The 26,711-nt window shown below is 40.2% G+C and carries 24 protein-coding genes and 1 pseudogene; 10 read left to right on the forward strand and 15 right to left on the reverse strand.

Annotation, left to right across the window (positions count from 1 at the left end; genetic code table 11):
* Positions 1–65: 65 nt before the first annotated feature.
* From JOD18_RS21025 to JOD18_RS21045, 5 genes are all read right to left on the reverse strand, one after another.
* Positions 66–1,448: an MBL fold metallo-hydrolase gene (locus JOD18_RS21025; RefSeq protein ID WP_204671140.1), complete on the reverse strand. Its 1,383-nt coding sequence runs from the start codon at positions 1,446–1,448 to the stop codon at positions 66–68.
* Positions 1,449–2,000: 552 nt separating this feature from the next.
* Positions 2,001–3,338 carry an ABC transporter substrate-binding protein gene (locus JOD18_RS21030; RefSeq protein ID WP_204671142.1) on the reverse strand — a complete coding sequence of 446 codons (1,338 nt, stop codon included), beginning with the start codon at positions 3,336–3,338 and terminating at the stop codon, positions 2,001–2,003.
* Positions 3,339–3,487: 149 nt separating this feature from the next.
* Positions 3,488–4,312 (reverse strand): carbohydrate ABC transporter permease, encoded by an 825-nt coding sequence (locus JOD18_RS21035; RefSeq protein ID WP_204671144.1) that lies wholly within the window; start codon positions 4,310–4,312, stop codon positions 3,488–3,490.
* 10 nt (positions 4,313–4,322) lie between these two features.
* On the reverse strand, positions 4,323–5,216 hold the full coding sequence (locus JOD18_RS21040) for a carbohydrate ABC transporter permease (protein WP_204671146.1): 894 nt from the start codon (positions 5,214–5,216) through the stop codon (positions 4,323–4,325).
* The gene (locus JOD18_RS21045) at positions 5,182–6,297 is read right to left on the reverse strand and encodes an ABC transporter ATP-binding protein (protein WP_204671148.1); all 1,116 of its coding nucleotides are present in this window, start codon (positions 6,295–6,297) and stop codon (positions 5,182–5,184) included. Before JOD18_RS21045 ends, JOD18_RS21040 begins: the two co-directional genes overlap by 35 nt.
* A 601-nt stretch (positions 6,298–6,898) precedes the next feature.
* Between JOD18_RS21045 and JOD18_RS21050 the strand changes: the two genes are divergently transcribed.
* From JOD18_RS21050 to JOD18_RS21060, 3 genes are all read left to right on the forward strand, one after another.
* Positions 6,899–7,186 carry a hypothetical protein gene (locus tag JOD18_RS21050; protein ID WP_204671150.1) on the forward strand — a complete coding sequence of 96 codons (288 nt, stop codon included), beginning with the start codon at positions 6,899–6,901 and terminating at the stop codon, positions 7,184–7,186.
* Positions 7,156–7,518, forward strand: a complete 363-nt coding sequence (locus JOD18_RS21055) for a transposase (protein WP_204671152.1) — start codon at positions 7,156–7,158, stop codon at positions 7,516–7,518. The genes JOD18_RS21050 and JOD18_RS21055 overlap by 31 nt, the downstream gene beginning before the upstream one ends.
* 255 nt (positions 7,519–7,773) lie before the next feature.
* The gene (locus JOD18_RS21060) at positions 7,774–8,037 is read left to right on the forward strand and encodes a hypothetical protein (protein WP_204671154.1); all 264 of its coding nucleotides are present in this window, start codon (positions 7,774–7,776) and stop codon (positions 8,035–8,037) included.
* Positions 8,038–8,362: 325 nt separating this feature from the next.
* On the opposite strand, the gene JOD18_RS21065 is transcribed toward JOD18_RS21060, so the two are convergent.
* The 3 genes from JOD18_RS21065 to JOD18_RS21075 form a co-directional block, all read right to left on the reverse strand.
* A complete protein-coding gene (locus JOD18_RS21065) occupies positions 8,363–9,121 on the reverse strand; it encodes an AAA family ATPase (RefSeq protein WP_204671155.1) in 759 nt (252 codons plus the stop codon).
* 16 nt (positions 9,122–9,137) lie between these two features.
* Positions 9,138–9,470: a DUF4870 domain-containing protein gene (locus tag JOD18_RS21070; protein WP_204671157.1), complete on the reverse strand. Its 333-nt coding sequence runs from the start codon at positions 9,468–9,470 to the stop codon at positions 9,138–9,140.
* 63 nt (positions 9,471–9,533) lie between these two features.
* Entirely contained in the window at positions 9,534–10,571 is a 1,038-nt protein-coding gene (locus JOD18_RS21075) for a YdcF family protein (protein ID WP_204671179.1), read from the reverse strand.
* A gap of 693 nt (positions 10,572–11,264) precedes the next feature.
* Here JOD18_RS21075 and JOD18_RS21085 point away from each other — a divergent pair.
* From JOD18_RS21085 to JOD18_RS21100, 5 genes and pseudogenes are all read left to right on the forward strand, one after another.
* Positions 11,265–12,722, forward strand: a pseudogene (locus tag JOD18_RS21085) (Msr family ABC-F type ribosomal protection protein).
* Positions 12,723–12,793: 71 nt separating this feature from the next.
* Complete coding sequence (locus tag JOD18_RS24465; RefSeq protein WP_239588284.1) at positions 12,794–13,072, forward strand: hypothetical protein; 279 nt, start codon at positions 12,794–12,796, stop codon at positions 13,070–13,072.
* Positions 13,051–13,380: a GNAT family N-acetyltransferase gene (locus tag JOD18_RS24470; RefSeq protein ID WP_239588285.1), complete on the forward strand. Its 330-nt coding sequence runs from the start codon at positions 13,051–13,053 to the stop codon at positions 13,378–13,380. Before JOD18_RS24465 ends, JOD18_RS24470 begins: the two co-directional genes overlap by 22 nt.
* A 337-nt stretch (positions 13,381–13,717) precedes the next feature.
* Positions 13,718–14,260, forward strand: coding sequence for a PadR family transcriptional regulator (locus tag JOD18_RS21095; RefSeq protein WP_204671159.1), 543 nt, complete (start codon positions 13,718–13,720; stop codon positions 14,258–14,260).
* A 2-nt stretch (positions 14,261–14,262) separates the two neighbouring features.
* Entirely contained in the window at positions 14,263–14,709 is a 447-nt protein-coding gene (locus JOD18_RS21100) for a DoxX family protein (RefSeq protein WP_204671161.1), read from the forward strand.
* Between the two features lie 249 nt (positions 14,710–14,958).
* On the opposite strand, the gene JOD18_RS21105 is transcribed toward JOD18_RS21100, so the two are convergent.
* Positions 14,959–15,666 (reverse strand): MerR family transcriptional regulator, encoded by a 708-nt coding sequence (locus JOD18_RS21105; RefSeq protein WP_204671163.1) that lies wholly within the window; start codon positions 15,664–15,666, stop codon positions 14,959–14,961.
* 153 nt (positions 15,667–15,819) lie between these two features.
* Here JOD18_RS21105 and uvrA point away from each other — a divergent pair, with 153 nt between their 5' ends.
* Positions 15,820–18,276, forward strand: coding sequence for an excinuclease ABC subunit UvrA (gene uvrA, locus JOD18_RS21110; protein WP_204671165.1), 2,457 nt, complete (start codon positions 15,820–15,822; stop codon positions 18,274–18,276).
* A gap of 252 nt (positions 18,277–18,528) precedes the next feature.
* Here the strand turns inward: uvrA and JOD18_RS21115 are convergent, their stop codons facing one another.
* From JOD18_RS21115 to JOD18_RS21140, 6 genes are read right to left on the reverse strand one after another with little or no spacing between them, the layout of a single operon-like run.
* Positions 18,529–20,256 (reverse strand): hydantoinase B/oxoprolinase family protein, encoded by a 1,728-nt coding sequence (locus JOD18_RS21115; RefSeq protein ID WP_239588286.1) that lies wholly within the window; start codon positions 20,254–20,256, stop codon positions 18,529–18,531.
* Entirely contained in the window at positions 20,256–21,722 is a 1,467-nt protein-coding gene (locus tag JOD18_RS21120) for a hydantoinase B/oxoprolinase family protein (protein WP_204671167.1), read from the reverse strand. Before JOD18_RS21120 ends, JOD18_RS21115 begins: the two co-directional genes overlap by 1 nt.
* A complete protein-coding gene (locus tag JOD18_RS21125; RefSeq protein ID WP_204671169.1) occupies positions 21,719–23,818 on the reverse strand; it encodes a hydantoinase/oxoprolinase family protein in 2,100 nt (699 codons plus the stop codon). The genes JOD18_RS21120 and JOD18_RS21125 overlap by 4 nt, the downstream gene beginning before the upstream one ends.
* Before the next feature lie 30 nt (positions 23,819–23,848).
* On the reverse strand, positions 23,849–25,183 hold the full coding sequence (locus JOD18_RS21130) for a purine-cytosine permease family protein (protein WP_204671171.1): 1,335 nt from the start codon (positions 25,181–25,183) through the stop codon (positions 23,849–23,851).
* On the reverse strand, positions 25,164–25,580 hold the full coding sequence (locus JOD18_RS21135; RefSeq protein WP_204671173.1) for an OsmC family protein: 417 nt from the start codon (positions 25,578–25,580) through the stop codon (positions 25,164–25,166). Before JOD18_RS21135 ends, JOD18_RS21130 begins: the two co-directional genes overlap by 20 nt.
* Positions 25,577–26,200 carry a TetR/AcrR family transcriptional regulator gene (locus JOD18_RS21140; protein WP_239588287.1) on the reverse strand — a complete coding sequence of 208 codons (624 nt, stop codon included), beginning with the start codon at positions 26,198–26,200 and terminating at the stop codon, positions 25,577–25,579. Before JOD18_RS21140 ends, JOD18_RS21135 begins: the two co-directional genes overlap by 4 nt.
* Positions 26,201–26,421: 221 nt before the next feature.
* Here JOD18_RS21140 and JOD18_RS21145 point away from each other — a divergent pair, with 221 nt between their 5' ends.
* The gene (locus tag JOD18_RS21145; RefSeq protein ID WP_204671175.1) at positions 26,422–26,610 is read left to right on the forward strand and encodes a hypothetical protein; all 189 of its coding nucleotides are present in this window, start codon (positions 26,422–26,424) and stop codon (positions 26,608–26,610) included.
* Positions 26,611–26,711 lie beyond the last annotated feature (101 nt).

Raw genomic sequence — 26,711 nt, forward strand, 5'->3', positions numbered from 1 at the left:
ATGTCCACACTTCCATTAACACACTCGCCTGAAAAGAAGATGTTCACTGACCGTTTGTTGCCTTACTAATATGTTTCCATTTTATGCAGCATGCCATTTTCCATATAATAGCTTGTTTTTTCTGGAATAAATACAGCCTGTTTCGGATTGTTAGGCTGTACAAGTTCTGGATAAAGACTATGCCAAGGAATTAATAATGCTGGATGGAAAGCATCGATGAGCGCTAAAATATCCTTTTTCGTTGCATGCCCTGATACATTTATAGACTGATAGTGGATTTGAAAGTGTTCCAGATATTTCAACAAAGCGTAATATTGCGGATCAAACGCCCCTAATGGCATGCCGTTCGCATGAAAATAAAGCGCACCTTGGACCTGCAAATCTAATAAATCCACTAAATGATCAAAGCTGTTTTGGACAAAATATAAAGCTGGATTCTGATTGATTTCAGCTGTTGTTACTGTCGGATATTTTTTTATTAATTCTTCTTCCCAGGCAGCTAATTTCTTATTTTTCGGTAACAAAATAGAGAATGCACGATGAGCTGCGAAATAATTAGCGAGATAAGCTGTCTTTGTTTCTAAGACTACTTGGCGGTTTGCCCGCCGGCCTGCTTCAATTATATTATTAATGCGATCGACATTACGATGGTACATATTAAATATACCTAAATGTGTATGCTGCAGAAGTCTTTCTCCAACATAGGAAGCTATTTCCTGTTCTGATTCAGCAGGTGCTTGACGCTTATCCTCATCGCTCTCTGGTTCAACTGGACGAAAAGCAGTACCTTCCATTAGCAAAATATCGATAGATATATCTTTCATTGCTTGGATAAGCGCCAGATTATACTCTGGATGCTGACCATGCATGCGGATGTCTCCAGAGTAAAGGATATTTAAATCAGGTGTTTTAATAAGCATTGCTGCGGATCCATAAGCATCATGATCTGTCTGGTAGAGTGTCACTGTTATTTCACCAATCTGTACGGCTTGTTGATATTCGATACCTGTAATTTGACGTGGTCTTGTCAATCCCTCCCCAATTACCTGTAAATGTTCAAAAAGCTCTTTGCTTTGCTCAGACATATACACTGGTATAGCGTCTGCAATGGTATCCATTGCTCCCATATGGTCTAAATGAAGATGTGATATAAACACAGCTGTTTGTTTGTCTGTTTCTTCCAATGCTAAGGGCCTTGCTGCAGGGAAATCATCTGTTTGTATATCTGACTCAGCATATATACCATCTATTGGTGGTATGGCACCCAATTTTAGTAAGTCACTAACATATGTCTGCTGTCTGTTTTTATGATTTTGCACAAAAGAGGTGCCTGGGTCATAGACTAACCCAAAATCAAATATGACGCGGGCTTCTCCATAAGTTATTTCTGCTATATTCCCCCCGATAGTGTTTAAGCCGCCCCAAAATGTAATTGTTGTTTGCTGCATGATGTATCTGCCTCCTGTTTTTAGTGTTTATCGCAGTGTAAGACTCCCGTTTCAAGAAATAAGGAAGCACGTCATTTCTAAGTGGGAGATCCAAGGCCCGATTGGCTCAACTAACATTCAGTGGGAGATGAAAACAGACTAAGTTCGCGACGACCTGTCGCAACGTCTGCACTAGCACGTCCTATGCGTCGATAACCCCCCACTGAAGGAACTCGCTTTATGTCATGGTGCAATATCATCTATAAATCTCCGCTCAAGTGTGGAGAGCTTCAAAAAAAGTCTGAGCGGGGGGATAACGGCTAATTATCGCCGCTCATTAGTGAGGGAGGAAGGAACCTCCCGCTGATGGCAGTCTCGCTTTGTCATTTATCCAAGGCTCCCATTCTGCATGAATGTATTCTTGCTCCATGACAGCGGATTGATTGAATACATTAAATCCAATTTAGAACCCATTCTGCATGAATGTATTCTTGCTCCATGACAGCGGCGTACAACTCCGACCGTCCAATACTAGAAACTGATACATAAGCATTCTCCACTTCTTGGTCTCATTTACTGTAATGTTTCGTTTGCCCGATCTTGTGCATCGGTTAATCCTTCTTTTACCGTTTTCTGTCCAAGCTGAATATTGTCAAATTCCTCTAACAAGATATTTCTTACCTTGTTGCTGCCTTGAATACGAGCAGTAAAGAAACCTGCATCAAATTGTTCCGTACCTGCTTTATATTCATCATTTTCTTCAACAAAGGATTGATATTCCTCCAGCTCTTGCGCAGAATAACGGACTGGTAAATAGCCAGATTCCATAGACCAAGCAGCTGTAATCTCTGGGCTTGTTAAAAATTTCATGAATTTCCATGCGGCTTTTTGCTCAGCTGTTTCTGCTTGGTTGAACATAATGATATCATTACCTGCAAATACCGTTGCTGCTTCACCGTCCAATGTCGGTGTTGGTGCTGTTCCCCACTCGATGTTTCCTTCAGCAGCGCCTGCCACATGAGGAATTCCAGCAGAAGATCCAATATACATTGCTACATCACCGCGCCCAAATGGGTTAGACATATAATCTTCCTCTCCAGCTGTACGTGCAATTTCTTCATCAATCATGTCCATGATCAGTGACATCGCTTCTACACCATTTTCAGAGGCAAATTGTGCTTCGCTCGTTTCTTCATCAATAAAAGTACCGCCCATTTGGTTAAGAACCGCTTGGAATTCAGATTCATAAGAATTCTCAAACCCCATTCCGACTACATTGTCCTTTGTAACTGTTTCAGCAATATTTCGGACATCATCCCAAGTTTCTGGAGCTTCGAATCCATTATCCTCTAATATTTCCTTATTATAAAAAAGAACCCTTGTACTCTTGCTAAATGGCAGACTGTAGTACGTACCATCCCACTGGCTGGACTCTCTAAACACATCCACATAATCATCTAATTCTTCGTCAGATAGACCTATTTCACTATCTTCTATAAAATCATTTAATGGCATAATAAAATCATTATTCATATATTCAGGTATAACACTTGTTACAGCCTGAGAAAGTGTAGGCAGGTTACCGGCTTTTGCAGCAGCCATTATTTTTTGCTCCAGATCATCATAGCTACCCTGGTTAACCGGCTTTACGGTAATATTTTCATGCTCACTATTGAATTGATCAACAAAGCTATTAATCTGTTCTTCGTGAGGCCCGCTCATCGCATGCCAAAACTCAATTTCTACTTCTTCTGCTGCTTCATTTTCAGCGGCAGTATCTTCTCCGCCTTTAGAATTCCCTTCTCCACTTTCAGAGTTATCTTCCCCGCCCTCAGGATTACCTCCTCCACAGGCAGCCAGCAGCAAAATAAAACACATACTTAATAAAGTAAGCAATAAACTCTTCTTCATAATATTTTTCCTCCTCAAATAATAATGAATATACTTGAAAATAGGTTGCCTCTTTCAAAAAATGAAATTTTCTTCTGCAGGGTTTTTACGAACGATTCTCCGTGATAAACAACGCAGTCAACAGATCACCTCCTTGGAAAAGTGCAGAATCAGCCTTTCAATCCTGTCCTAGAAACACCAGCAATGATATGTTTCTGCATGATAAAAAATAAAATAATCATCGGCAGCACGACCATAGAGGAAGCGGCCATTAATAACTCATATTTCACACCAGCTTCTGTTGTAAAGGCTGAAAGTCCGACTGGCAACGTACGTAATTCCTGAGAGTTGGTAACAATTAACGGCCATAAGAACGCATTCCAGCTATTGATTACTTTTAATAAAGCTACCGTAATCAGTGCAGGTTTGGCTAAAGGAACCATGACATACCATAGAAATCGAAATTCACTGCAGCCATCAACCTTGGCAGCAAAAGAGAGTTCTTTCGGTATTCCCAAGAAAAATTGTCTCAGCAGGAAAATAGCAAAAACACTGGCAATCCAAGGTACAATCAAGGCTTGGTATGTATCAATCCATCCCAAATTGGATAAGGTAACAAAATTAGGTATTAAAAGGACCTCTCCCGGTACCATCATCGTTCCTAATAAAACAGCGAATATTACCTCTTTCCCATAAAAGTTAATTCTCGCAAATGCATAAGCTGCTAAAATCGTTGTAATTAATTCACCAATGGTGCTTAAAACCGTTACAACCACGCTGTTCATAAAATACGTATCAAAAGGAGCAACGCTTAATGCTTCTGTGAAATTACTCCAATTAAGTTCAGAAGGTATCCAAACAGGAGGCATAGTCATCACTTCATTCGGTGCTTTTAAAGACGTGCTCAGCATCCAAACGAACGGAAGCAGCATTAAAATAGCGCCAACAGAAAGTAAAAAATATATGGTTGTCTTGGTTAATGCTGATTTAATCATTGAATCCCCCTCAATCATAATGAACGAATTTTTTTCCGATAATCAACTGAACTAATGTAAATATGAAAACAATGATAAACAAGACGAAAGCTGCAGCAGCTGCCAAACTGAATTCATATTCTTCATAGAATTTCTGATATACGTAGTACACTACAGTCAGCGTACTATTCGCAGGTCCTGGCTTACCATTAAATAAGGCAAAAATCTCATCGAACACTTTAAATCCATTAATAATGGAGATAATGGAAACAAAAAACATCGTTGGTGACAGCAATGGCAGCGTCATATTTGTAAAACGTCTCCACGCTGAAGCTCCGTCAACCTGGGCAGCTAAATAGTATTGCTGATTAATATTTTGCAAGCCGGCTAGAAAAATAATGATATTAAACCCCAATCCTTTCCAAATACTCAAAATAATTAAAGCTGGCATCGCATAAGTTGGATCTGTAAGCCAGTTAATGGGATCTATTCCAAACCAGCCAAGAAAATAATTAAGCAGACCATAGTCCGAATGAAAAATCCAGCTCCAGACAATCGCTACAGCTACCACTGAGGTAACAAAAGGCAGAAAATAAATCGTCCGGAAAAAACCTAAAAATTTAATCTTGCTATTAAGAAATAAAGCAATCGTCAAAGATAATATAATGGAAATCGGTACAACACCAACGACAAAAATAAATGTATTCAGCGTCGCTTTTATAAAATTAGGGTCTTGGAAAAGATGGATAAAATTCCTTACACCTCGCTCATACACCACATTATTAAAGTAATCAAAATCTATATAAAAACTCATCAAAAAAGACTTGATAATCGGATAGATGTTAAAAATAATTAAGATAAGCAGTGCCGGCAGAAGATACAGGAAGGCTTTAAACGTGCTCTTCCAAGTTGGTTCTGACATCATGCGAAAACCCTCCTCCAATGCGTTCACTTGTATTCGTATCAAAGAAGTGAATCTGATTTTCTTCAATAGCCAGGCTGCAAGTATCACCTACTTGTAAATGGATTTTCGGATCTACTAAAGCACGTACTGGTATGTCCCCTTGCTGTACACGAATAAGCGTGTCTCTGCCAATGGTCTCGATATGAATAACTTCTCCTGTAATAAATGCTTCATTTTCTGCAGCAATTTCTAAATGTTCAGGACGCAACCCGATTTTAAGTGTTTCATAAGCCTTCAATGCCGGGTTCATGAAGGTGACCTGTTGATTCGTTCCGTCAATCGTGTACGTTCCAGCCTTGCTTTCTTCCTTGGTTAAGTTTAAGAAGTTGATTGGCGGATTCCCTAAGAAACTCGCTGCAAATACATTACTTGGTGTGCGGTACATTTCCTGTGGTGCACTATCTTGTTGTAATTCCCCTTGGTTCATAAGCATCACACGGTCAGATATGCTCAATGCTTCTTCCTGATCATGTGTAACAAACACAGCAGTAATTCCAACCTCTTGCTGTATTCTTCTAATCTCTTCACGCATTTCTAAACGCAATCGTGCATCTAAGTTTGACAAAGGTTCATCTAAGAGCAGTAGCTTTGGATTTTTCACGAGAGCACGGGCAATCGCAACCCGCTGCTGCTGTCCTCCTGAGAGTTGGGCTGGCTTTCGGTCAGTCAGATGATCAATCTGCACGAGCTTAGCCATTTCCATCGCCCGTTGCTTTGCTTCCGCTTTCGCAACTCTTTGCATTTTTAAAGGGAACATAATATTTTTTAATACAGATAGATGTGGGTATAGGGCATAACTTTGAAAAACCATTCCGATTCCACGTTTTTCTGCATCAAGATGTGTTACTCTCTTATCTCCAAAATAAATTTCTCCACCGGTAGGTTTGTACAGACCCGACAAAAGCATTAATGTTGTACTTTTCCCGCAGCCGCTTGGTCCAAGTAATGAGACCAACTCACCATTCTTAATGGTAGTGGTGATATGTTTGACTGCAGTTACATCATCAAACTGCATAGTTAATTGTTCTAAATGAATGTCCATCATTTTCCCCCTATGAAACTACTTTTTCTAGTGGTTATTCTAGCAAATGAATGTAAAAGAAAGATGATTATAGTGTAAATATTTCTTTTTATTATTTACTTATTATAAATAATATGGTATGCTATAATCTTGGTTATTTTTCGCTCTGTGACTGTCTCCTATATATTTCTTTCCGTATTTTTTCTTCCAATACAAAAATAAATAAACATAAGCATAAGACCGCGTTTAAAAACGATACCCAAAAATCCATACGAAGTCTCTAAAACGAAACTTTCTGCCATGGGCGTTTTCACTTTTCTCTCACTGGGACTGCGATTACCTGCCCCGCTAAAAACATAGATGAAACCTAAGGAATCAGGGAATTCGCCTGATCTCCCGTCTGCATAGAAGGGCTGCAAGCTTCTTCGTATATCGTGCTGGCTGGAGCAGGGAGTTTTACGGTCGAAAATGAGGTGGAATGCAAGTTAATAAGTTATATTAGAATGGAAAAGCGTAAATTCTATGTCCATGCAAGCTATTAACTCAACTTTCACGACAATGGGAAGGCAGAGCCTCGATTCAAGTATTAAAGCTGGAATTATTCCTGGGAGAAATAACGAAAATGAGGGAAGATCAACTACTGGAAGAAATACGTAAAGAAGTCAAAAGAGGAGTAGGGTTAAAGAAGATCCGCCAGCTTCAAGAGGTGTCTAGTCAATCTGTTGGTATCCAAGAATCCAGAAGACTGGCACGGATGAAAAATCCAAACATTATTGGATCAATACACCCTTCTTCAGGAAAAAATCAAGGAAGTATGGCATATGGTGGAATCGATAACAAGCACGATTCCAGGTGTCCAGGAAATGATGGATATAAAGGGTGGGTGAAACAACGATCGCTGCATTTCTAGCAGAGGTAGGCGATTTAAGCAGATATGATCACCCCGAACAAATCATTAAGTTAGCTGGATTAAACTTAAAACTGGCCACGTCAGGAAAATGGAAAGGTAAAACGGTTATTACCGAACGAGGGCGGCCTAAATTACGCGCCCTGTTGTTCCAAGTCATCTTTCCATTAGTGGGACACAATCCTGCTTTTAAGGCATTACACGAATATTTTACAACCAGAAAAGAGAATCCGTTAAAGAAAAAGCAGTCCTTGATTGCACTGTGTTGCAAGTTGATTCGCATTTTATTCACGATAGGAAAGAAACAAGTAGCTTTTTGTCCGGAAAAATGTTAGGGGACATTCCTCATTTTCCCATACAGGATGCCGCTTAGCGAAAGAAATAAAGTAGGCCCCCGTTTTCATGATAGCGAAGCGATTTCATTTATTTAAAAATAACCATCACATGAGAAGCAAGGAGCAGCCGGCAAATTTATATACAAACGGGCCATGCCCCTGTAAGAAAGCATGACCGGCCCCCACTTCATGGATAGACCGAACGAAGGAATGTATGCGCAATAGACGCTGTGAGATGTGGGAGGGTTTGTCACCATGAGTAAGGTGGGAATCAGTTTTATTCAGAATAAGGGGATAATTGATCAAGCAAGATGGATCGGAGACGGTTCAGTTAAAGTTATTATGGATAAGTGCTATGCGAAGGACGGTAGGATTAAAGCCTTCGACAACCCTCAATTTAATGAACTTAAAATTGAAATTGAAAATCATGGCGTTCAAGAGATTAAGCATAGTTTAACAGAATGGATTGACTTAAGAAATCAATTTACAACTCAACGAATTACTACTTACCATGACTAATCCATCACTCAATTACACATTAAAACGAGTATTCGCCGAGAACTCTTAGTGAGTTGGCAAGTGGTAAACGCCAACGAATTCAATTTGAACATTTAGATAAAATCGTGAATGTACGGAATATCAAGGATATGAATGAATTGTTTCGTATTGCAAGAAGATGAAAAATATAATTATAGATGTGTTTAATTGACTTTAAATTTTGCACACAAAAAAGACGTTAGCTGAAGCCATGCCTGCGGAAAGCGACTTCTCGCAGCGGACATCTATCTTGGCTAAAAGGTAAAGGATCAAATGCTCTTCTTGGTTTTTAAAACACAAGCTTCGCCTATTGAAATAAATGATGCAGCAGCTGGTTTCGATCTTCGAAGAATTGCTTCATCACGGAATAATGTTGGGTGTCTTCCAGTTTCTTTGCTTCCATGCCATCTTCTGATAGTTCAATGATCGCGGCATGAGGATAAGCCATTAACATAGGGGAGTGGGTCGCAATAATAAATTGTGAACCTTGATGAACCAGCTCGTCCATCCGGCTTAGCAATGACAATTGTCTCAGCGGTGATAAAGCAGCTTCCGGTTCATCTAAAATGTATAAACCATGCCCGCGAAATCGTTCATTAAAGGTGGCGAAGAAGGATTCGCCGTGTGATTGCTGATGCAATGACTTGCCGCCAAAAGCATCGACAATTCTTGCACCGCCCATTGGGTCCTGATCTAGTTCCTCTACATAAGTAGCTACATTATAAAAGCTTTCAGCCCGTAAGAAGAAATTATCCCTTGGGCGATAGGCGCCCTTGGCAATACGTAGGTATTGATCCAAATTGCTATGTGAATCATAATTGGAAAAATTAAAATTCCGTGTTCCGCCTTCAGGATTGAATCCTAATGAAACAGCCATGCCTTCCAACAAACTGGATTTCCCCATTCCATTCTCCCCAATAATAAAGGTGACATTCGGATGGAAATAGATATCTTTAAACTTTTTAATAACAGGAAGATTCAAGGGGAAATGCTGAAAAGACGGAATATATTCTGTTTTGAGCTTCAAACTTTTTATATATTGTGTGTCAATGTCTAATCTGCCCACTTTATCACCTCTTTCCTTACGAAATAAGGATTTGAATCCCTTTTACAATATTCCATATCAAAAAGTAAAGACTGATCAAAAAACAGACAACCATGGCAATCGAGGTAGAAATAAGCAACACCATACTAGCATTTTCAAGATTATTCTGAAATTGCCAAATACCTAAGAAGCCAATAACCAAAACGGCAGCGATGGCAGTCAGTGCAGGGATAATATGTGTCCAAAGTGCTTTTTTTGCATGTGGCTTGGTTACTTCATCACCAAAAATCCACACTAAAATAGGAAATAAAAGTGGTGCGAAAAAGATACTAAAATAGCATAGTGAAGATAATAATTTGTTTCCTTCCATTCTAACAACTCCTAGATAAAGCGGGGTTCTCTTGATTCCCTGCTAATGATATGAGGATATATATTAATAAACAAATAACCAATTAATAATCGATAAGAAAACAGCCATCACCATAATTCCAGTTACAACAATCATGTGCCGTTTGCGCTGCAGGGCGATGATCGCAATATATTCTCTTACCATGGCATTAGGCCAATAATACAAAGCTGTCTTGGCACCAATTCCTTGACTGTTTAGCCCTGCCATTCGGGCATAAATTCCTGCACGGAAAAGGTGAAAATTATTTGTCGTAAAAATACTGTGATAGTTTTGATCCGGCTTCCGCTGATCCATGATCTGCTTGGAGAAGAGCATATTTTCATAAGTGTTGCGTGATTGATTCTCTTGAATGGTATCCTCTTTCGGAATACCATGTTTGATGGCATACTCTTGCATTGCTTCCGCCTCAGGACGCCCTTCATCTGGGCCTTGTCCACCTGACAGAATAATTTTTGGCGGGGCGGCTGCCTTTTTTTGTTTCTGATAAAAATCAATGGCTTTATTAATTCGACTGGCTAACAGCGGAGGGACTTGATCCTTAATCAGACCACTGCCCAGCACAATAATAAAATCCTGATTACGTTTGGGGCGGTTAAATTGATACAGCAAGTAAGCCGTAAAGAAATTCAATAAATGTAAAAAAAAATAAAAGGTAATAAATGCAGCACCGGCAAACAAAGGTTGTAAACTTGCTGAGACAAATTGTGATAGGTTCAGTGTGTTGAGAAATAACAGCACGATAATACCAATGGCTGCAAGCAGTGTTAACGAGTTCGCCAATCTTTTGCCTTCTCGGCGCATAAGTATTCTAGCATTTAGAAAGAGCCCCCCAATTAATGCCACAATGGCAAATGGAATTAAAATCAATAAGGCGAGTAAAGGAAAAGCGATCAAAGAGCTTAAATATGTATTATTTGTTTCAAAGGCATATACGAAACAGAATAACAGAAAGGACACAATAAAAATATTAAATAGAAAACCATTGACTAATTTCCTCGGATCCCTCCAGTAAGAGATCAGAAAGGTAATTAAGAAAAATAAGGGAAAAAGGCCAAGCCACAGCAAGTATGATCACCTCTTTGTTGTTATTTTATCCTAGTAAGGCCATTTTGCCAGACATGTTAGGAAAAACAGGCTCCAGCTTCGATAAATCTCGTTTTATCGGAGCAATCAAGTTCTGTCTATATAATAAATATTATCGTACCATATTTAGCAGAAGACGTATAGAAGGATTGGGATTAGTTTGGTTTTGACATTTGGGTAAATATCTTTTACAATAAATGGTGAATAGAAAAGGAGGATTATTAAAAAATGACACATTCCATGAGACTTCGTTTCCCAACTTTGAACTAAAAGCAATTAAATAAGTTCAAAGACTCTGTTTGATTGAACAGAGCGAACGGGATAAGTCTGTCCTTTTTTAATAATCTTCATGAACAGTGAAATGGTAACGAAGAGAAAGGTGGATACGTCTGTCTTTCTTTATTTATCATGGTAAAAACGTCCATAAGTCTCTATTTTTTGGAGGATACCGGACGATAACACCTCGCTATCTATCGGTGGAGAGAGAGGCGAAACCACCCACTGATAGCAGTCTATAGAAAAGTAATCGCCGACTCCCCACCAGAAGACAGGAGGAGGCTAAGCTTTATTTAGATGAAACTATGGATCAGGATAGATTCCCTTCGCTCTTATCACAGGCAGATTGTCTGTGATTTTTTGATGCCAAAAATCAGAAATAGTGGAGGAAACAAAATGGAACAATTATGTTTTGAATTAAAGCAGGTACAAGTGACCTATTTGGATAAAGAAATATTAACTATTGAACGGTTGGCAGTACACCAATTTGACCGGATCGGTATTGTAGGAAAAAATGGTGAAGGAAAATCGACCTTGTTGAAATTGCTGGCAGGCAAAATAAAGCCAACTAATGGCTTGGTAGATCGTCATGTGGAAGGAGGTTATTTAGAGCAAACAGAGCCTCCTGCAGAACAGTCGGCAGATCCTGCCCTATTAGGAAAACTGGCGGTTCCAGCTTCGTCTGACCTGTTAAGCGGCGGAGAACAGACAAGGAAGAAACTGGCCCAATTGTTTACGGATTATCATGAGGCACTGTTGCTGGATGAGCCGACTACTCATTTGGATCAAGCAGGAATCTCCTTTTTAATCGATCAGCTGCGCTACTATTATGGAGCGCTTGTGTTGATCAGCCATGATCGTGCGGTATTAGATGAGCTGGTGACAACGATTTGGGAAGTGCATAAGGGAGAGGTTCGTGTCTATGCCGGCAATTACAGTGCTTATCTGGAACAGAAAAGGTTGGAGCGAGAGCAGCAAATCCAGGCACATGAGCAGTTTATTAAAGAGAAAGCTCGTCTGGAACAAGCGGCAGAAGCTAAAATGAAGAAAGCACAGAAGGTAGCACAAGCAGGGAGGCTGTCCAAAAAAGAAGCAAATGCAAAGCCGAATAAATCGTTTATGACCAAATCGAAAGGATCAAGCCAAAAAGCAGTGCAAAAAGCAGCAAAAGCGATAGAACATCGGGTGTAGCAACTTCAAGAAGTAGATGCAGTACAGGAAGAACGGCCGATCACCTTTCCTGTAGCTAGCTCATTGGCGTTGCACAATAAGTTTCCGATTATGGCGGATCATTATACCCTTCAAGTGGCAGATCGTGTATTATTAAATCAAGTGAATTTTCAACTCCCCCTTGGCGAGGTTATTGCTATTACCGGAGTGAACGGCAGCGGAAAGAGTACACTGCTGAAACAAATTGCCGAGCGAGATCCGGCACTGGTCATCTCACCTAAAGCGGAAATTGGCTTTTTTCAGCAGATGAGTTATCAATTTACCGCTAAAGAACAAGTATTGTCCTTTGTCAAACATCGTTCTGATTATGAGGAAGCTTTTTTCAGAAGTGTGCTGCATTCGATGCGATTTGAGGGGACAGATATCTATAAGGATGTTCGGTCATTGAGCGGTGGCGAGGCGATCCGTCTTCAGCTCTGTTTATTGTTTTTAGGACGGTATAATATCTTATTGCTGGATGAACCGACTAATTTCTTAGATATCGATGCGATCGAGGCATTAGAAAAGTTTATTGCTGGCTATCAAGGGACAATTATTTATGTCTCACATGACCAGCACTTTATTGAACGAACAGCAGATAGCATCTATCGTATAGAGAATCAGCAATTTGTAAGGGAAGATTAGTTATGGGTCCCGCCTGAACGAGAAATTCAGGCGGGGTACTCTGTTGTTATTATTAGGAGGAGATGATAGATATGGAGATCATTCGAGCTAGTGAGCCTTATCGAGAGGAATTTAGTAAGGTATTTGTATCCGGTTTCTGGAATGATTTATCTTTTTTTGCTAAAAATCCAGAGCAATTGGCCGAGGCAGTTGCCCATATGTTTGTACTAGAATCATTTTATATTGCTGTTATCGATGGACATATTGCTGGTATTACTTCATTTACAGGTATTCACGATGAAGATATTGTTATTCAACACGATAAAAAAATATTGCGAAAAAAATTAGGATGGATAAAAGAAGGACAATAGCTAATCATGTATTCACGAAGGAATTCCAGCAAGCTCCATTAAAAACAGGTGAAGGGATAGGCAATGTAGGTTTCGTCGTTACAGCACCCGATTATCAAAGACAAGGAGTTGCCTTTAGACTGATGCAATATCTATTAGACCTGCCTGGTTATCAAACATATATGCTGGAGGCAGTCGCTGACACAAACACTGCTGCACTAGCCTTATATGAGAAACTCGGTTATCAAGAATTTCGCCGCATCAAGCAAAAACACAGCAAATGGAGCGGGATTAATTATTATATTGATATGAAGTATGAGAAGAAATAGGCTGTGTGATTAAGATGGAAAAGAATAGACTTTCGTGAACATGACCTGAGTCCTGTGTTGATATGGATTTAGGTTGCTTTATGAAGAGATGGCTGCTTCAACAATTGTTAATGGTGTTGTACAACTAGTCACTTCTTTTTTACTGATCTAATATAAAAAGAACGAAAATGGCCACTGCGAAACACTTATCTTGTTGTGTCTGATCCATTATAAAAAATATATAACAAGAAATTAACTTTCACATAAATATAGTTCTGGTTAATCAGTTTCTATATTGAATTTCTTGTCTAATTAATATACACTTAACTATATCAAATTGATATAGTGAGGCGATTACATGAATCAAAGTCATTATTTATTATTAGGATTACTAGCCAACAGTCCTAAAACCGGTTTCGATATTAAGAAAGTAATGGATAAAAATATGAATTTTTATTGGAAAATAGGTTATAACCAGATTTATCCTTATCTAAAGAAACTGGAAGAAGTTAACTATGTAATAAAATCAGAAACATCAAGTAGTAAAGGACCAACTCAAAAAATTTATTCGGTTACAGAGGATGGGATGGAGGCCTTATTAAATTGGTTGGAAGAGGATTTAAAAAGTATCCCAACCTTCAGAAATGAGGTGCTACTGCGTTTGAATTTTGGTCATCAGACAGAAATGAAAAATAATATAACCTTAGTTAAAAACTATAAACAATTGGTCACAGACCGGCAGGATAGCTTAAAAGATATTCGCAGGGAAGTGGATCAGAATTGGAGCTCCCATCAGAGTTATATCTACTGGATATTAACACTGGAATATGGCTTAAAAATCTCGCAAGCAGAAATAGAATGGTGTTCGTTTACATTGAATAAATTAAAGGAGCATGGATAGTTATGCAAACATTTATCATTTATTGCGTCGGAGCTTTATTAGGCTGTATGGTTAGTTTGTTATTTAAAACAACAGAAAACATGCTGTTAACTGCTGCGCAGTTCTCTATAATTTTATCATTTTTGTATACGTTTATGGGGAGATGGATACCACCCGTGAGGGATTCGTTAATTCGAATGGTGCCTGCTCTTTTCCCGTTTCCAACATTAATTGTCTATGCTACAGGTATCATAGAATTGTTTATCGCAATAGGTGTTCTTATCCCTGCTACACAGCAAATCTCCAGCATAATCGGGATTATATTATGTATTGTATTATTCCCAGCTAATATCAAAGCATTTAAACAAAATATTCATCTAGGTACTAAACCGCCAACAAACATATATGTCAGATTCGTTGTACAATGCTTATTTATAGCTTCTTTTATTTTGATGGTTGTGTTTGGTTAACAATGGTTTGTATGAGACAGCGGTTTATTATAATGACCATAAATAGATTTGCTAAATCAATTATTATTTTAGCAAGTTTTGGTATGATCGTGTCTGTGTTAGGGTTAATTAGCTCCTTTTATTTTAAGTTACTTTATCTTTTTATTATTATTGATTAATAAACTCTTTCATGACGTCAGCAAAAGCGTTGTTATTTGCTTTACTTGTTCATTTGATTTAAGTTTCAAGAGGAGATTTATCTAGCGAGAACTAATCTCTTTTGCTTTTCAATAATTCAATTAATCGATAAAGATAATGAGCCCCACGCAGCTGCTGCTCAATCTGATAATCCATATAGGTTAAGGCGTCTGTGACAACCTGTCTGGCATCCATTAAACTATGCTGGTTCATTTTGTCGAGGATATCACGGACGGTTTCTAGTAAATAGACAGAAGATTGGACGGTGCGAATAATTAATAGCCGTCTCATATCTTCTCGAGTATACATCCGGTAACCATTCTCCGGGTTTCGGGCTGGTGTGATCAGGTCCTCTTTTTCCCAATGCCTGAGCGTGGTTGCAGGTACATGTAATTCGGCTTCTACCTCGCCAATTGTGTAATATCTTTGTGGGTGTTTCTTCATAAATTGCTGCATGTTATCAGGACTTAAGATATGCAGGGCGTCTGTGGCTTGTTCTTTTCGCTCAAATAGTTCCGCTTGGACAGCATTGACTTCCCATAACGCTTCTGTGAATTTATTTTCTTGCAATAAGGGCATGACACGGCGAACGGTTGCCATCCCGAATCCTGGATACATGGCTCGAATACACTGAAAGTATGCTTCATGCACTTCTGTATATACGCGATAACCATTTTCTTTTCGAATCGCCTTAGGAACAATTCCCCATTTTTCATAGTGTCTCAATGCGCTGGTTCCGACATCTAGCTTTTTGGCAATATCAATTGGTCTAAGTTCCATGACAACCTCCTAAAAGTTTAAACTAAAACTTTTTAGTACCATGACGGGTTTGGTGTTATAATTCCTTATTAAATAGTAACATGTTATAAAGAAGTTTGCACTTGCACAAATGTTATATGATGAAATAAGAAGATATGAAGGAGGAATGTGGCAATGAATGATGTCATGATGGTAAAAGGTGCAAGGGAAAATAACTTAAAATCTCTCTCTGTATCGATTCCGAAGAATAAACTAATTGTGTTTACAGGTCCGTCTGGTTCAGGGAAATCCACGCTGGCAATGGATACCTTATTTAATGAATGTCAGCGGCAGTACTTGGAGTCAATGGGAATGCAAGGTATCAATAAGCCTAAAGTAGACAGTATTAGCGGGCTGTCACCAGCGATTAGCATCAACCAGCAGATTACTAACCGCAATCCGCGCTCTACAGTTGGAACCATGACAGATATGTATACAAGTTTGCGAATGATATTTGAAAAATTGGGTATCAGACAATGCCCTCAGTGTCAGCAGACGATTGATCCAGTCGCTTATAGCGGGGAAGTGGAGAAAGAAGCAGACAGCTTTACTGAATATATCTTCTGTCCTCATTGTCAGGAGCGAATGGAAAAGTTGACACGGACACATTTTTCCTATAATAAAACTGAAGGGGCATGCCCTACCTGTAAAGGCTTAGGTGAAACCGTTGATATCCATCTTCCTTCTGTTTTCCATGAAGAACTTTCTTTACAGGATGGTGCTGTGGATATTTTTAAGGGGCGTTACGGTGAATATCAAATTGCGGTTCTTCAAGCAGCTTTCCAACATTATAACCAGCCATTTGAGGAAACCATGCCGATCAAGCAATTAAATGAGGCGCAGCGGGCGATTTTGTATTATGGTGTGGAAAGTGATCAAGTAAAAGAACTATTTCCGGATGTGAAGCCGCCAAAAACGGTGGAAAAAGGGAAGTTTCCAGGTGTATTAACGTCAATGTGGCGTCGATTTACGGAACATGGCGGCTCTTCTCCTGAAGCAGAGGCTTATTTCTATTCACAGATCTGTCCGGATTGCCGTGGTGAACGGCTAAATAAGACAAGCCGAGCGGTTAATGTTGCGGAAAAGACTATACCACAGTTAGTGACCCGTTCCTTGGAAGACATGCTAGCATGGGTGCAGGAGCTGGAGCAAGCATTGGATAAAGCCCGCTATCTATTAGTGGAAACTTTCCTTCAGGACTTGAAGACCAAGCTGACCAGAATTGATAAAATCGGCTTAGGTTATTTAACCTTAGATCGTCAGGTAATTACCTTATCTGGTGGAGAAGCACAGCGGATTCGCTTGTCTGCCTTGTTAGATTCTGCTCTTACAGGTGTATTGTATATTATGGATGAGCCTACTGTTGGTCTGCATCCTAAGGATACAGCAGGACTTGTCAGTGTGTTGAAAGGCTTGCGGGATCTAGGCAATACCATCTTGTTAATTGAACATGATGTCGATGTTATGAAACAGGCAGATTATATTATTGATATTGGCCCAGGCGCAGGAAAACTGGGCGGAACAGTAGTCGGTCAAGGTACATTGTCAGAATTGATGGAACAAAAAGATTCGGTGACAGGTCAGTATTTGCGACAGGATGAACCGGAACGGAAGTCGTATCGAACAGGCGCTGGAGATGGCATTACCATCTATCATGCCAATGTGCATAATTTGAAAGATGTGACCATTACCTTTCCAACTGGCTGTTTAACAGCAGTGACGGGTGTCTCTGGTTCAGGCAAGTCCTCACTTGTGTTTGATGTACTGGCTAAGGCAAATGACAAGTTTCATGAAGGATTTGAGAAGGTAACCGGCGTGGAGAGTTTTGATCAAATGATTACAGTAGGCCAATCTCCGCTTAGCCGGATGAAACGATCCAATATTGCGACTTATATGGATTTGTTTACACCAATCCGTACATTATTTGCCAAATTACCAGCGGCAAAAGATCGAAAATTAACGGCTAAACACTTTTCTTTTAATACAGCTGGCGGTCGTTGCGAGAACTGTCAAGGTCTGGGATATGTAACGACGAATATGCTCTTTTTTCCTGATTTAGAGGTAGTATGCCCGGAATGCCAAGGGAGACGATTTAAGCAAGAGATACTGGCAGTAAAATATCAAGGATATTCTATCAATGATATCTTAGAAAATTCTATTCATGAATGTCTGGCTATTTTTGAAGGAGAGAAAAAGATACAGCAAACCTTAAATTTATTGGTGGAAATTGGGCTGGGTTATCTCAAGATGGGGCAATCGTTAACCACGTTGTCAGGCGGTGAAGGGCAACGGCTAAAATTGGCCAAAGAGTTAATGAAACAAGGCAACAAGCAATCACTCTATTTATTAGATGAGCCAACGACTGGTTTACACCCGAATGATACAACCCAATTATTAAAGTTATTAGATCGCTTAGTAGATGCCGGTCATACGGTGATTATGGTAGAACATAACAGCCAAGTGATTAAGGCAGCTGATTGGATTATCGATCTAGGTCCAGAAGGCGGAGATAAAGGTGGTACGGTGATTGCAGAAGGGACGCCAGAAGTTATTAGGTGGCAGGAAAACTCTTATACAGGGCAGTATTTGTAGGGAGTTCACTTAGAAAAAGTGAGCCTTAGGCAGAAAAAATTTGTGTAAGTGAAAAGGTCTTAACGAGTCATAAGTTAATAATACATGAGAGCAAGCCTTTCTTGGTTTGCTTTTTTACACAAAGAAAAGGCTGTTGCTCATTTATTTTTCATTGTGCAACAGCCCTCTGTGATTAGTTTTTATACTTGATTACATTACTCATTCTAATTTAAGGAAACTAACATAAGCCTTCGCAAATATATACACAGCCTACTATTTCCGCCTTAATTGCTCTGTTTTCTCATAATCAATCGTTAGACTCTGCTGGCAAATGGCCACACCATAAGTCTTAGCAGCTGCAGAAAGGCTTACTAGTCCATTTTTTACATCTTCCAGAACCAACTCTGGTTCACGTTCAAACGGATCTCCCCAGCCTCCGCCGCCTGCACGGCGAAATTGAATAATACCACCTGGCGGCATTTTAACTGCAAAGGCAGTTTCTTCTACAGCTTGTTGATTATCTGCTCCATAGTTTACAATTACCAGATTACTTGGTGCGTCATGACCAGAAACAAAGCCTTTGGTTGTATTGCGGACACCTGCCATCATCACACTTGTGGAACTGTCGGCAAGGTGCTGAATTTGAACATCTAAACCGGGTGTTCCGCGCCATTTCCCTGCACCGGTAAAATCTGCTACATATTCATGTTTTAGCACCCTGCTTGGGTATTGTATTTCATTCATTTCAATCGAAGGCAGGGTAACCCCTGTCATAACGGGTGGATATAATCCCCAGCCGTCTGTTTCAAAAGCAGCTCCTGCTCCGCCTGTATAACCGAAGAAATTAAGGTTAACCCATTGGTTGCCATCTTCATCTACGCCATTTGTATAAGCCAATGGTAATTTGTGGGCATTTACGCCAACGCGTTTTGGTGCACATTTGGAAATCGCTAATAAAACAGCCTCCGCAATTTCTGCGCCGACACAAGCTGTGGCATGTCCACATGGTGCGGGCAGTTCAGGATTAACCACTGTTCCGACAGGGGCAGTTACCCGAACAGGGTTCATATAACCTTCGTTAATGGGAATATCTTCATCACAACATGTTGAAATCCCAACGAAGGCAAAGGAAGTGGTATTAGACAACGGACTGTTAATAAAACCAGCTGCCTGTTTCGACGAACCAGTGAAATCGATATGCAAATCACTGCCTGATACGGTGACCGTTGCTTTTAGTTTAATATCTCTATTGCCCTGAAAATCATGATCAGCAAATGTTTCAGCACTGTATGTGCCATCAGGCCAACTTGCGATCTCATCTCGCACTCTGCGTTCTGTATATGCTATCCGTTCATCAATGGCGCCTATCATCTGATCTGCTCCATATTGATCTAACATTTTTTGAATGCGATTGGCAGCTAGTTTACAGGCACCAATCATGGCATCCAAATCTCCCTCCAGCCAATGGGATAAACGGTTATTCGCAACGATTAAATCAAACACATCCTGCCGTTTTTCACCACGTTCGTATATCTTTAATGGAGGAATGCGGAGCCCATCATGCCAAATATCTTTTGAATTAGGGTTATACCCACCGGCAACTGGTCCGCCATTATCTCCCATATGACTTCTTACTGCGGGCAATAGAATTGGTTTACGATTATAGAATACAGGCATGACAATCGTCCAATCTAAGCTGTGTGAGCCGCCATGATAAGGATCATTAACAAGTAGGATATCACCGGGATGCAGGTCATAACGGAAGGTATCGATTAGATGGTCTACCGCTCCGACAATGGCATAAAGGTGTAACGTACAACCTGGTGCCTGAGCCACTAATCGTGATTTGTGGCCGGATAAATCAAAAATACCCGTGGTAAAATCGTGTGCTTCATTAAATAATGGTGATCTGGCCGTTCGCGTAACAGTTGCGCTCATTTCACGCGCTATCGCATCTAGAGAGCCGCCGACCACTTGTGATACGATCATTTTTTGATCCATTATTGATGACCTCCTCTCTCATATATAAAGGCAATTTCATCCCCGTGATTCAGCCGATTTCCAACCGTGCTCCCGTGTAATACCAGATTGTTTTCTTTGGTGTCCATTTTGATTTCACCGTAAGATCTGCCTGCTTTTTCCGGAATGATCGTGATGACATCAAAGCTCGCGCCTTGATTGATTATTTGAATGATCATCTGTTTATCTTTCTGTTCACGTTTTACCATTTTAAAATGATAATTGAATTCTAGCTCTTCTGCGGATACCAGCTTGCGGTCGCCGAATAAGGCAGACGGCCCCCAGCCTTGCAGCGATTCAGGAAAACCAGGTGCTAAGAACAGTGGTTCCGTTTCTCGTTCTTTTCCAAACGGAGGAAATAGAATGGCTTGTGGTCCTGGTCCGTGAATTTCCAGATAAAGATCGTCAGCAGTATCATTATTTTTCAATGCTTTGGTGATGACTTCGGCAATATAGTGACCGGTAATGACGGTGCTTAATCCAACAGCAGCTGGGAATTTCGGAGCAAGTACACTACCTTTAGGTACAACAACATCAAATGCCTGCAGAAGTCCTTCATTGATTGCAACTTCTTCTGCTATAGGTGCGAGCACTGGCCATACAGCATAAGCCTTGGTTGTTGACAATGCTGCATTAACAGGTGTCTGTACTTGCTTTGACGTACCTTCAAAATTGATTTTCAATCTATCTTTCAAAGCTTTAATTGTCACATGGAGGTTGATGACCTCAGCATTGCTGTTAAATGTAAGTTCAGAATGCATGTCTTGGTTTGGAAATTGTTTGATTTGTTCCAATATTCTGCGATGGCTATAGTCGCTCATGACGGAAATAGCATGATCAAGCTGCTTTTTTCCATGTTTCATTAATGATAACAGCTGTGTTTGTGCTGCACGTAAACAAGCATACATCGCATTTAATTCTGCTTCATACAGGCTTTTTACCCGACTGTTTGCTAACAAAAATTTCAGTACATCCCGCTGTAATAATCCCTGCTTATATAGCTTGATGGGCGTAATCCGCATACTTTCCTGCCAAATTTCAAAGGCATTTGGATGGAATCCTCCCGGGAATTCACCGGCTAGATCGATCATTTGTACACGAATAACGGGAAAAAGAACAAGCTCTCCTTGATAAAACAATGGTGCAGCCATTGTTAATGATTGTCCTTTTGTACCGCCATTATACGGGTCAGCTACTAGTAATACGTCTCCATCTGAGATATCAAAAGAAAAATAGTCAAACAGATGGGCGACACTTTCTTTGACAGCAAATAAATGCTCTGGTTTGAATTGATGCTGGACGGCAAGTTCTAATTCGTTTGTAAAGATGGCTGCGGCAAACGCTCGGTCTTGGGAAACTAAGGGTGAACGGGAGATTCGCTGCAATGTTTCTCCCATTTGCCGGCTGATGGCCTGAAGCTTGGAATATTGAATTTGTTCTTCAATCATTGGTTACCACCTCTAACCTGCTGTACCTCGATAACACAATTTCCATTTGCATCAATAAGTGCCTCTTGTCTTGGGTAGACAACGATAGTGGTGCCCCATTGTTCAATAATGGCAGGGCCGGCAATCAAATTACCTGAAGTGAGCTGGGCACCATCGTAGACAGGAATTGTTACAGGGTCTGGCTCAAAATAAACGATTCTTTCATCTGTTTTTGCCTCTATAGGATCTTCCTTACCAAATGGTTCATCTGCCATTTTTAGTTTCTCACGTACACCAATTAAATCTAAACGAAGGTTTAAAATTTCAATTGTTTGTTCGGCGTCCTGATGAGCGTAAAGCCGTTCATGCATTTCATGGAAATCTTTTATGGTTGCTTCCAGATTGAGTCTGGTAATTCTTTTTGTTCGAGAACGTACAGGTACGGTTACTTCATGGACTTCACCTTTATAACGCATATCAATATAGCGATGGGTTTCAAAGTGTCCTACAATATTTTCGCCACCTAATTTCTCACGGGCGGTTTTTTCCATTTGTTCAAAGTCTCGATTCATATCATCTAAGTTTAAGGTATCGATATCCTCGAATCTTGTTTTTAGCTCTGTCATCTTTAAATTGGCTGCGACATCGCCAAAGGCGGAGAATACAGGTGCTAGAGCAGGTACAATAACGGTATTTATACCCAAATCTTCTGCTTGTCTGCCGGCATGAATGGCACCAGCTCCTCCAACCGCCATTAGTGCAAATTCTCGAGGATCATAACCACGCTGTGAAGATACATACTGAACAGCATTTGACATATCGCTGTTTACAATTTGAGAAATAGCCAGCGCAGCTTCCATAGTTGTCATTCCTAACGGTTCGGCAATATATTTTGCGATTGCTCGCTCTGCTAAATCGCGGTCTAATTTCATTTCTCCCCCGAGGAAATTATCCGGGTTAATATAACCTAAAAGTACATTTACATCTGTTATGGTTGGTTCTGTTCCGCCTCTGCCATAGCAGGCCGGCCCTGGAAAAGAGCCTGCACTTTTTGGTCCGACTCGCAATGCACCGCCGCTATCAATCCACGCAATGCTTCCCCCGCCGGAACCAATCGTATGAATATCCATCATTGGTAAGGCAACACGGTATCTGCTGATCCAGCTTTCTGTTGTAATCGTGGGCTGAAGTTCTTCAATAACTGAGACATCATAGCTGGTTCCGCCCATATCCACCGTAATAATATTTTCATTGCCTGACTTTTCACCAATAAAAGCTCCTGCAGACACACCGCCTGCCGGACCTGATAAGAGACTGCCTGCTGCAAGCTTTCCGGTTTGCTCGACGTTCTGTACACCGCCATTGGATTGCATAACAAACAATTCACCGCGAAAACCATTTTTCTGCAAGTTTGCTTCTAAATGGTTTAAATAAGATTGTAAGGTTGGTCCTGTATAGGCATTGACTATCGTAGTAGATACTCGTTCAAATTCACGGATTTGCGGCAATACTTCACTTGATAAAGAGATAAACATATCAGGTGCTTCTTCCTTAATAATTTCTTTCACTCTTATTTCATGTGCTGGATTAACGAAACTAAATAAGAAACAGACAGCGATGGCTTCGATGCCTTCTGCTTTCAAGCGGTGAACAGCGTCTCTTACTGCTTGTTCGTCTAACGCTTGAATAATTTCTCCTTCTTTATCCAGTCTTTCTGGTATGCCGATACGATACCTTCTGGGCACAATTTGATGTGGTGCTTGTAAGCGAACAGAGAATACACTTTCTTTATAAGCGCGGCGGAACTCGATTTCATCACGGAAACCTTCTGTTGTCAGTAAGCCAACCTTAGGACCGTCATATTCCAGTAATGTGTTGGTGGCAACCGTTGTACCATGTACAATTAATGGACAGTCAGCTAGAAAAGTTTCCTGATTAACACCTAGTAAGCCGGCAATTTTGTTAATGCCATTCATGACACCATCCGATTGATCTGGAGTGGAAGGGGTTTTTGTTGAAAGTAGCTTTCCTTGTTTGGTAGTTACCACTAAGTCAGTAAATGTTCCTCCTACGTCGACACCTAATACCCAATGATTCGCGTTAATTGCTTGTTCCATGTGTAAGTCCTCCTTGTTACCTGGATAATGTTAAAAACCATTTGCTTCTTCTGATTTCTCTCCAATTTCAAAAGATATATTTAATTTGTTTAAAATAAAGGCAAGTACAATGTACAGGGCAAAACCGATTACGATGGCATTAATTGCAGTAATCCCCCAAATGATTTGGGAACTTATCCATCCAGCTAATACAGTAGCAGCAATGGCGGCAATATTCCATTTGGCATAGGTTGTCCCTGTTCCAAATTGATAAGATTTGCGCAGAATTTTAGGTTTTACAATCCAATGATCGGCTATCATGACACCCGCAATTGGTGGCACATAGGTACCTAAGGCATTTAGAAATGGTACAAAATAGTCCTGAATGCCGATAAGAGCGATGGCTAATCCAAGTATACCTAACACAGCGACAATAACAGTCTTTGGCATGTTTACTACATTTCGAAGCCCGAGAGAACCGGTATAAAGGTTGTTATCATTGGTTGTCCATTGGGCAAATACTAAGATTAAAAAGGCAAAAAAGCCTAACCCAATTTGACTCATAGCAGCCGGAATATTTGGTGTGGAGCCAATTGATGGAACTTGAGCAGCTAATGTCATGGCCGCACCGGCGATCACACAGAATACACCGCCTAGAAAATAACCGATGGAAGAACCAAAACCACCCTTGGTTGGCGTTTTACCGTAACGGGTGACATCAGCGAATACAATCGCCCCTGCCGCAGCATTTCCAACTACAATCGTAATTCCTGTAAATAAGGAAATCGATTCTCCGGTCGATTCAGCAGTAAACAAAGAATTCCAGCTTCCTAAATGATTGACAGCTGCTGTCAGCCCCCAAATAGATAGTATGGAAACCAATGGAACGGCGATCATACTAAGTGCTGCCAAACCACGATAACCAATAAATGCGGTCAGCATCATCAAAATACCGCCCCAAACCATTGCTAATTTTGGCTGGGCAAACCAGAGATCAGGAAACATCTCGGCAATCGTCATACCGAAAAAGGCAATCTGCCAGCCAAACCAGCCAATCCCCATGGTTAGTGCCAATAAAACTCCAAACAAATTGGCGCCATATCGTCCAAATACCTGCCGAGTGAGCATGGTTGTCGATACACCATATTTTGCTCCCATCCAGCCTTGAAAAAAACCGATAATAGCAAGAGTTAACATGCCAAATACGGCAGCTAGTACGGCGTCACGAAAATTCATTCCAGCAACTAAAGCTCCACCGGTGAAAATAGTCGATAAGGAAATGATCCAGGCACAGCTGGTAATAGAAATATTAAATGTACTTTTCCTTTTATTAGCAGGGACAGGGGTAATCGAATAATCTTCCAAATTAGTTTGATTCTTTGTCATTATTCATCTCTCCATCTATATAGCTGATTTGTGTACCTGTCTTTAATGTATTCCCGATCGTACAAGCTCTTTCAGCAGATTTAATTAATCTTTTGCGGTATTTGTCATCCAGATCCAGTGATAGCTTAATATCAACGGTAAATTGCTCTACCCTGGATGGGCCTTGTTCTGCTTTTTGTGCATGAACGGTAACTTGTAAGTCATCTTCATGAAAGGAAACACCATCCCGCTTTAATAATCTGGAAAGGGAAATAACGATACATTGTCCTAAAGCTCCTGTCAGCAATTCTATCGGAGTAAATCCTTGTTCTTCGGCATTCTCAGCGCCGATAACCTGATTATCTTTTGTGTTGCTTATTTCTAAGCTGTTATGAGACCACTTTACTATTGTTTTCATATTTTACCTCCTGAACCAACCAGTCCGAAAAATTCATAACGGACAATTTCCTCGGTGATGTCGTCTATAGAAGTATTTGGAGTATAGTCTAATTTATTCAACGGACCAAATAACCATCTAGACATAATCCCAGTAATAAAACTGGTTAAAATTTGCGCTTGTAAATCGACACAATCACGATCTTCCAGCATGTTTAAATCAATGGCGCGCTGGATATTGTTAGCGAATTCTGTTTCCATAGCAACAATGGTTTCAGCGATTGCTTTTCGAAGGTGTTCATCACCGCCATGTCCTTTTAATAAAAGCAAGATCATCAAATGGCGATGATTATTTCCAAAAATTAAGAGTTGTTTGACCAAATGTTTGGATGACTGTAACATATCTGAAATGTAGCCACTTTCCCTGCGGTAACCTTTGCGGACAACTTCTAACAGCTTCTCTCGGCCGTCTTCGATAATGGTAAGTGCTATTTCACTCTTAGATTGGAAGTGCCAATAGAAGGTACCTTGTGCAACGCCGGCGTGTTTCACGATATCTGATACCTTTGTTGCATGGTAACCTTCTGTTGCAAATAATTCTAAGGCTACATCCAATAGAAGTTCTCTAGTGTTTGTACTCAATTTGGTGTATCCCTCCTTGATTGACAAGTCAGTCAGTATTGGTGTGATAAATGAATAAATCCGATAAGTTTACTATAGATTGAGAAGTTGAAATTGTCAATCATCTGAATTGGCAGAGGTAAATTAGGTGTGGCACCATAATGAAATCCCTTGTTTTCCATATCAGTTGTTTATATTATATTTCTGAATGAAATGCAGTTAGGTGCAGGGAGTGAGAAGCTTTGTTTCATTACAAAGGTGTGTTAGTTTATACTTACCCGAAGAATGTAACGGTCAGGTGTCTGCAGACGGGGACAGAAAATAGAGGCTGTACAATAAACTATTGCACAGAACTTGTAGAATATGACAAAGGAAAGAAGAATAAATTGGGTGCACCATGGCTGTTTCTGCTGATGACAGGTGAAATATAACATAATAATAGACTCTCGGAATTTCAAGAGTGAAAATGACCCAATTTCCATAAAATCACTGGAAATAAAGCTTAATCCAGGCAAACAACGGTCATTTTCAT

It is taken from the genome of Gracilibacillus alcaliphilus (genome assembly GCF_016909015.1).
In the GTDB taxonomy this organism is placed as follows: domain Bacteria; phylum Bacillota; class Bacilli; order Bacillales; family Amphibacillaceae; genus Gracilibacillus; species Gracilibacillus alcaliphilus.